This is a genomic window from Acidithiobacillus sp. TH-A35, from assembly GCF_057473505.1.
The window spans coordinates 1-7,672 of the sequence record NZ_JBYCKR010000261.1 but is presented as its reverse complement, the minus strand read 5'-3'; the positions used below and the strand labels follow the sequence as shown (position 1 = coordinate 7,672).

Annotated in this window: 9 protein-coding genes; 8 read left to right on the top strand and 1 reads right to left on the bottom strand. The window is 58.0% G+C overall.

All coding sequences use genetic code 11. The features are described from left to right. The 5 genes from AC2VNK_RS08685 to AC2VNK_RS08665 form a co-directional block, all read left to right on the top strand. Positions 1–657, top strand: a 657-nt coding sequence (locus AC2VNK_RS08685; RefSeq protein ID WP_486883482.1) for a radical SAM protein, incomplete at its 5' end; no start/stop codon positions are given. Between the two features lie 247 nt (positions 658–904). After that, positions 905–2,266 carry an OmpP1/FadL family transporter gene (locus AC2VNK_RS08680; RefSeq protein WP_486883481.1) on the top strand — a complete coding sequence of 454 codons (1,362 nt, stop codon included), beginning with the start codon at positions 905–907 and terminating at the stop codon, positions 2,264–2,266. Positions 2,267–2,385: 119 nt separating this feature from the next. After that, a complete protein-coding gene (locus AC2VNK_RS08675; protein ID WP_291523477.1) occupies positions 2,386–2,796 on the top strand; it encodes a hypothetical protein in 411 nt (136 codons plus the stop codon). Between the two features lie 44 nt (positions 2,797–2,840). Further along, positions 2,841–3,848, top strand: coding sequence for a lipoate--protein ligase family protein (locus AC2VNK_RS08670; RefSeq protein ID WP_291523479.1), 1,008 nt, complete (start codon positions 2,841–2,843; stop codon positions 3,846–3,848). 52 nt (positions 3,849–3,900) lie between these two features. After that, the gene (locus tag AC2VNK_RS08665) at positions 3,901–4,278 is read left to right on the top strand and encodes a hypothetical protein (RefSeq protein ID WP_291523481.1); all 378 of its coding nucleotides are present in this window, start codon (positions 3,901–3,903) and stop codon (positions 4,276–4,278) included. Positions 4,279–4,332: 54 nt separating this feature from the next. Here AC2VNK_RS08665 and AC2VNK_RS08660 read toward each other — a convergent pair whose 3' ends face one another. Further along, a complete protein-coding gene (locus AC2VNK_RS08660; protein WP_291523483.1) occupies positions 4,333–4,656 on the bottom strand; it encodes a hypothetical protein in 324 nt (107 codons plus the stop codon). 171 nt (positions 4,657–4,827) lie between these two features. On the opposite strand from AC2VNK_RS08660, the gene AC2VNK_RS08655 reads away from it, so the two are divergent. The 3 genes from AC2VNK_RS08655 to AC2VNK_RS08645 form a co-directional block, all read left to right on the top strand. Continuing rightward, entirely contained in the window at positions 4,828–5,184 is a 357-nt protein-coding gene (locus AC2VNK_RS08655) for a hypothetical protein (RefSeq protein WP_486883480.1), read from the top strand. Next, a complete protein-coding gene (locus AC2VNK_RS08650; protein WP_486883479.1) occupies positions 5,181–6,011 on the top strand; it encodes an AAA family ATPase in 831 nt (276 codons plus the stop codon). Before AC2VNK_RS08655 ends, AC2VNK_RS08650 begins: the two co-directional genes overlap by 4 nt. A gap of 9 nt (positions 6,012–6,020) precedes the next feature. Next, a partial coding sequence (locus tag AC2VNK_RS08645) for a nitric oxide reductase activation protein NorD (protein ID WP_486883478.1) occupies positions 6,021–7,672 on the top strand: 1,652 nt, incomplete at its 3' end.

Sequence of the window (7,672 nt, the reverse complement as noted above, 5' to 3'; positions counted from 1 at the left end):
GAGAAGCAGGATCTGCTCGACCTCAAGGTGATGGGTGCCGATATCTTTACCGTCGCACTGGACGCCGTGACGCCGGAAATCTTTGAGCGTACCCGTGGCAAGACCGTGCAGAGCCCTCATTCCTGGGACAAGTACTGGCAGACCATCGAATGGGCGGCGGAGATTTACGGTCCCGAAAAATTCGGTGCGCATCTGATCTGCGGCATGGGCGAGACGGAGCAGGAAATCCTCGCCGTCTGCCAGAAGATGAAAGATATGGGCGGTCACAATCATATGTTCGCCTTCTTCCCCGAGAAGGGTTCCATGATGGAAGATTGGGACGCAGTGCCCCAGGACCATTGGCGCCGGGTGCAGTTGGGCCGTTTCCTCATCGATTATGCGGGTGGCCGTTATGAGGATATGGAATTTGATCAGTATGGCCGCGTACTGGGTTTCGGTTATCCGCAGGCGGAACTGGAAGACATCATCAACTCCGGTAAGCCCTTCCAGACCTCTGGCTGCCCAGGGAAGGATGATGAAGAAGTCAGCGCCTGTAATCGGCCTTATGGGGATTCGTCGCCTTCGGACATCCGCTCCTTTCCCTTTGCGCTGAACAAGGAAGATGTGGAGATCGTGCGGCGCCAGATGCGGTTACAGGATTTGCAGTTTTTGGGCTAGCGCCAAGGTCATGCCCCGAATCGGGGTGTATTATGTAGTGCGCATATAGGGGCTTCGGCCCCTTTTTTGATGAGTTTTTGTGCGTTCTCTTGCAGGTATTTATAATATTTATTATTGCTAATAAACCATCATTTTGTGGGTTGATAAACGGATTAAAAAAATGATAGAACCAATGCCTTGCAACACTGTTCCTGTTCCGACACAATCGTCGTGTCATTAGCGACACGACTGAGGGCGGAGGATTTAGATGAAAAAATCACAAATTTTAGGAATTGCGGTTGGCGCGACGTTGGCGATGGGTCTGTCGGCCAGTGCATTCGCAACTGATGGTTATCAATTGATTGGTATTGGTCAGTATGCCGTGGGTATGGCAGGTGCCGTGGTGGCGGCTCCTGATGATCCTCTGTCCGCGGCTATCAGCAACCCGGCCGGATTGGCATTGATGACTCCGCAAGCCGCCTTCTCGGCAGAAATTTTTAACCCGGTTCGCAAGACGAATTTGGGATTTGGCGAAATTGGCAGCCACACCAACGTCTACGGTGTTCCGGCGATTGGCTGGGTTGCACCTGCATTCGGCGATGGGATCGTATTTGGTGGTGGTGTGTATGGCACCTCCGGCTTGGGTGTGAATTATTTGCAGAATGTGCCTGCCAATCCTCATCTACCCTATGGCGGATACGCGCAAGCTTTTAGTAGCATCACCTTTATGCAAATGGCACCTTCTATTGCTATGAAGGTGAATCATCATTTGGCTGTGGGTGCTACGCTGAATATTGCTGCTGAACAAGCATCTTTCCAGCAGACTTTTTCGCAGTATGCGCCAGTTATTGTTGGACAAACACCGGGTGGCGTGCCTGTCACCAGTATTATGCCGGTCACGGGTGGATTGAATCTCGCTAATCCTTCGTGGGCATATGGCGCTGGCTTTACTTTGGGTATGCTCTACAAGGTGAATGATATGGTCACCTTGGGCCTGACCTATAAGTCACCCATTTGGTTTTCGTCCCTAAACTGGCAGGCGAGTGTTCAAAATCAGGTAAATCAAACCGGGTCTGGGGTATACGGAAGTCCCGGTCAATATAGCGGTACTCTGAATTATCCGCAGCAGGTTGCGTTTGGTCTGGCGATCCGCCCAATCCCGCAATGGTTGATCAGTGTAGAGGGGCAGTGGATTAACTGGGCGAGCACTATGAATAACTTTGACGTGTCTGGTCCTTGGAATGCCGTTTATCATGGCGCACCTGCGGGTAGTGTATCCTCTATTGCATTGCCGATGCATTGGAAGAACCAGTGGGTGGCGAACATCGGCACACAGTATGATCTTACCAACTGGTTGCAGGTACGTGCAGGTTATACATATGGTTCCAATCCCATCAGTAACAACACGATTGCCTCCAATCTAATCTTCCCGGCCATCGTGCAGAGTGCCATCACCTTCGGTGCCACGCAGAAGCTGGGCATGGGGTGGAAGTTGACGGAGGCCTACATGCATGAGTTCTCCAATACCAACACTGGTCCGGCTGGTTCCTCACCTTTTGGTGGACCTATGCCTGTCAGCGCTACCATGTACGAAAACTCCTACGGTCTTCAGATCGGTTACGACTTCTAAAAAATCCCTCCTCAAGGGCATGCGGGAGACGGGTAACCGTCTCCCTTTTTGTGTGGGCGCCTTGCGCGGGGAGGGGTTTTTGGGGGAAAATATAGTAGAGCGCATTGCTAGGGATTATCATGAAGCCGATACCGATTACCGATGTCAGCAGTCTGAAAAACGAGCTGAAAAAATACAAGATAGGGAAGAAGCTGGAGATCCCCCGTTTCAATCAACTGGCGCGGATGGCTTATCTGGGGCGGCTGGTGATGACACCGCTGGACCCGGAAGACCCCTCCTGCAAGTCTTTCCTGGTACATATCCAGGAGCCGCAAGGACTGGCGGCACATTTTATTGATCTGGATGAAGATTTGCAGGATGGCATCCTGATTCTCGACGGCGAGCAGTCCATGGCCATGGCAGGCATCATGCAGGCGGGCGTGGAAGAGCGGGTGCGCTGGCATCAGGCCCTCAATGAGCGCGACTTCTATTTCTCCGCTTTTTATCGCCCGAAGGATAAAGAAGCGCAGGAGGAGACTGCGCAGAGCTGATCGGGGCGGATAGGTTGTTTCGATTGGATGCGGTTTTGTAAGTCGTGCGAATTCGCCTGATTCATCTGGGTGGGCTCGCCCCGGAGGCTCTGCACCGTGCTTATGTTGGCTTGGCGGAGGCGCAGGGTGAGCAGGATGTGCCCATTCTGCTGCTGGCGCAGTCTGACGCCCATCTGAGTCTGGGGGCCGCACAAGGGCCGGGTGCGGAGCTGGACCGGGCGGCTTGTGAGCGGCTGAGGATTCCGGTTGTGCAACGGGCGTTGGGTGGTGGTTTGGTCTGGGTAGATCCTGGTCAGTTGAGTTATTTCTTTATCTTTCCGCCTGCTACGCGGGTGTGCCGTGCGCCTGAGCTGTTTGCCCTGATTGCCCCTTGGGTGATCGCTGTACACGCCTATTTTGGATTAAAGGTGGAGGCGCGGGATGGGCATGATTTTTGGTGTCAGGGGCGCAAAATCGGCGGCACCGGGGCGGCCACCATTGGGCGCAGTCTGGTGCTCGGTGGCAGCTTCATCCTGGATGCGCAGTGGGCGTCCTTTGTGGACTGTGTGGCGGCGCCTTCACATGAATTCCGTGCTTGGCTGACAGAAGCGTTGCAGGAAGGGTTGTGTAGCTGGTCGCAGTTGCTGGACAAGGTGGTGGATCCAGGGGCTTTGCGGGAAGTCTGTCCGGCGTTGCTGCGGGCTGCGGGCTATGAGTTGGTCCTCCCGACGGAGCCTACTGAGACCGAGCAGTATGCGATGGGGCAGGCCGAGTTGGAGGAAGTGGATTGGGACCAGCCCGTCCGCCGTCGGGTGTTTGCCGGTATCAAGCTCAAGGCGGGCGCTTTCCTGACGGAGCAGCACTGGCCTGATGGCCACTGGCTGCGAGTGTGGACGGAAAATGACACCTTTCGGCGCGTCGCTGGTTCTGCCTGGTCGGCGGGGCAGGGGGATACGCTGACTGGCCTGCAGCCTGGTTCGGCGGGGTTTGACGAACGCTTGCGGGAAATGGCCGGGGCCGGGGCCGCGCTCTGGGGCGAAAGACTATCAGAGACGGCGGTCTGGACGGATTGAATCTGTCGTGCCTTTTAGGGATATCCTGAATTCATGCAATGGAGGTGGCCTGGTGCCGAGTATTAGTGACCGGATGCGCAAGCGCTTTATTCTTATGGCGGGTGATCCCGAATTGCGGGCTTCCGTGGTGGCGGCGACGCCCGAAGGCTGGGGGATGACGGAGGCTACGGACCTGGACGGTCTCGGCGATTGGCAGGAAGTGCTGTTGCATCGTTTCATGCTGCTCAGTCTGGATGATCCGGGGATTGTAGATCCTGTTGAACTGATTGATATCCTGCGGCGGGAATACCAGTTGAATATTGCGATATTTTGTCTGGGTGGAAGCCAGGAACGGCGGGATGCGGCGCGTTCGGCGCGGGCGGACCGCTTTTTTGACCGGGATACGGGCTTGCAGCGTCTGCCGGAATTTTTTGCCCAGTTTGGCTGGTGAGGGGTGGACCGCCCATCGGCCGGAGCACCGATGGGGATGGTCTGCTGCGCAGGGTCAGCCGACTTTGGCGTGGGCTTCGGTATCCAGCAGCAGGTCATGGCTTTCGCTCCGGCCGTCGGCGCTGACGGTGAGGGTGGCGATACGGATACCAGCGTTTTTGAAGGTGACTTCGTAGGAGAAAATGCCGGGCAATTCGATGCTGGTTTCCTTCATGGTCTTGCCTTCGCAGGTGACGCTGATCTTTGCCGTTCCCTTGCCTTCCAGCAGGGCCTGAATCCGGAAAGGATGGCCGGCCACGCGGCGATAAACTTGCGGGTCGCGGTTGGCGTTGTATTGCAGGTTGTTGAGTTTGACCATTTTGATCAGATTCATGCTCATGGTAGCCCCTTCTTAATCACGCTATAAAATGAATTGTACACGCATTCAGCTGAAACTCTTTTATCCTAGACGAAAATCGTCCGGAGTGGTAGCGGGGTGCGACCGAAAAATCCATCAGGAGTGATGATGACACAGTCAATCGGGTTGATAAGCGCATTAGATGGAGTGCACGTGCGTATTGAAGCGCTGGCGCGGCAGCAGGCTGCGGGGATGGCCTTGCCGCAACTGGTGGTGGCGGGCGTGGAAGAAGCGGCAGCCATGTTGCGCATTATGCTGGCAGCGGAGCACAAGCCTTATGCCAGTGATGCAGATTTGCTGGAATTGTGGAGGGCGCTGGTGAAGGGCGCACCCCACTGGAACACCATTCGCGACAATTGCCGTGAACTGATTTTTTATCAGAATTGCCTGATAGCGGAGCGTGCCGACGCGCTGCCCGCACAGCCGGAGCGCATGGTGATTCATACCCTGCGCCATATCTATCTGTACCTGCGCAGTCATGCCGAGCAAAACAATGGGGACAAAGTATGAGTGATACGAAAATGGCAGAGAGTAACGGCTTGCGCCTGCTCATCGATGAGCCTTTTTATGAGCCGGTGGCGAATGAAGTAAGGGTGTTCATGGCGGCCTGGGGTCGGCGTCTGCCGGTCATGCTCAAGGGGCCGACGGGCTGCGGCAAGACCCGCTTTCTGGAGCACATGGCGTGGCGCCTGAAACGGCCGCTGGTGACCGTGGCCTGCCATGAAGACCTTACCAGTTCGGATCTGGTCGGACGCTTTCTGATCGAGGGTAACGAGACGGTCTGGCAGGACGGCCCGCTGACCAAAGCGGTGCGGGAGGGCGCGATCTGCTACCTGGACGAGATCGTCGAGGCGCGTACCGATACGACGGTCGTCATTCATCCGCTGACCGATCATCGTCGTCATCTGCCCATCGAAAAGCTCGGTGTAGAGATCACTGCGCACCCCGATTTTATGCTGGTGATTTCCTACAATCCGGGCTACCAGACGGTGCTGAAGGACCTCAAGCCTTCGACCAAGCAGCGTTTTGTGGGGATGAATTTCAACTATCCGCCCGCCGCTGTGGAAACCCGGATTGTGATGAAAGAGGCGAGCATAGATGAGCGTCGGGCCAGAGCGCTGGTGGCGGCGGCGGGTAAGGCCCGGAATCTCAAGGATCAGGGATTGCAGGAAGTGACCTCTACCCGCGCCCTGATCTATGCGGGTGCGCTGATGGTGGCGGGGTTGGACGCGCTGGAAGCCTGTACCGTGGCGATCATCAATCCGCAGACGGACGATCCGGAATTGGCCGAGGCGCTGCTGGAGATTTTCCGGACCTTCTTCCCGGAACAGGGCTAAGGAACGGCCATGTCGGCGGCGACGGAGGATATCCTCGACCATCTGGCGGCCATCAGCTTTGTGGCCGGGAGGGATGCGCGGGCGGCTTTGCCAGCGGTTACCCCATTAGGTGAGGTGGCGACCTTGCGGTACCTGGAGACCGGGCGGGACCTGTTTTTTTATGATCGGGAAGCGGGCAAGGCGTTTTTTCATGCCACCGCCGATTTGGTAAAAGCCTTTGGGGGCTTGGATCCCTGGCTCGATCAGGCTCGCAGGTTCCTCAGTCAGCGCGGTACCTTCCGGGCGGCGGTGGGCTTCTTTGAACAGGCCAGCGCGGTACGCCGGGGTTGGGGTGTAGAGGGAGAGGCGTTGTGGTTTGCCTTGGGTGCCGCCTGGGTTGACCGGCATGTGGACAGCGCGGCCTCCTATTTCCGGGTGCCTGCAGCCATTCTGTTTGGCGACGCGGGCACTGAGGGGCTGCGGGCGCTGCTGACGCCCGCCGATACCCTGGCCAAAGGGCGCCTGGGGCTGGGGACCTATCTGGAGGGTGCCATCAAGGTACGTGGCATCTGCGGACTGGAGGGTGTAGCAGAGTGGGCGCGGCGCGGCGCGGATGTGCTGGCGGCGGGGCGGGTGCGCGGTGAGGCCTGGTTCCGGCTGGAAAGTGACGAGGCGCGCAGCTTCTTGCTGGAGGTTTTGCCCGGCTTTCATATAGGGACCCACAAGCGGCTCTTTGGACTCCTGCTTCAGGCCTGGACCGGGCTGCATCTGCCCCTGGAAGAGGGCGACTGGAGCCTGGAAGGCGGGCGCAGTTTTCTGGAGACCGACGGGCGCAGCCTCTTCGTACCGGCGGTGATGCCGGACCGGGAAGAGGCACTGCTCGCCTTTTACCATACCGGCGCGCATCTGGTGTTTGACAGCTACGAGCAGGATGCCATCCGCGCCCTTTTTGCGGAAATCGGTATGGAGCATCCACCCCTGGATCCCGACCAGCGGATTACCTGGCGGCCGCTCTTCGCGCAGTTCGGGGAAGACCTGATCCGCTTCCAGCTTATTTTCGACCTCTGCGAAGACTTGCGCGTGGATGCGGCGCTGGAACGGGAGATGCCCGGCTATCTGGCACGGGTGTTGCGGGCAGCGCATGCCCACAATCCGCCGGAAGGGGCTGCCGGATGCTATTACCAGGCAGCGCTGTCGCTGCTGGAAGACGGTATGGCCGGAAGATTGCCGGAGGATATGGCCGCGTTGACGATGGCGCAGGCGGGCATTGTCGATGCCTTCCGGGCGGCGCTGACCCTGTATGCGACGACGGATTTGCCGCCGATATCCCTGTCCGAGCGGGCTCGCGCCTATCTGCCCGGCCATTCGCCCAATGCCGCGCGACCGGTGTATCCGCGCCATAAACGTGGCACTGACGCGCCGGAGATGGATGGTGGTGGCGAGCTGGGTGCCGCCGGCCACGAAGAGAAGCCCCGGGAGGCCCCGCAACAGGCGGAGGGCAACGATCCGGATATGGATATCCCGCCCGAGGATATTCAGGGGACCGGCGGGCGCGTCGGGGTTGGTATTCCCATCCCCGCTAGGATTATTGGCAGTGGTCGCGGGGTACAAGGTCCCCAAGGCGGCTGGCCTTACCGGGAGTGGGACTACCGGCAGCAGAGCTATAAGGAAAACTGGGCACG

What these genes read in the sequence shown, in the direction of transcription:
- AC2VNK_RS08660 (WP_291523483.1), bottom strand. Translation starts at nt 4,656, where the DNA reads ATGAGCATGAATCTGATCAAAATGGTCAAACTCAACAACCTGCAATAC.
- AC2VNK_RS08650 (WP_486883479.1), top strand. Translation starts at nt 5,181, where the DNA reads ATGAGTGATACGAAAATGGCAGAGAGTAACGGCTTGCGCCTGCTCATC.
- AC2VNK_RS08675 (WP_291523477.1), top strand. Translation starts at nt 2,386, where the DNA reads ATGAAGCCGATACCGATTACCGATGTCAGCAGTCTGAAAAACGAGCTG.
- AC2VNK_RS08680 (WP_486883481.1), top strand. Translation starts at nt 905, where the DNA reads ATGAAAAAATCACAAATTTTAGGAATTGCGGTTGGCGCGACGTTGGCG.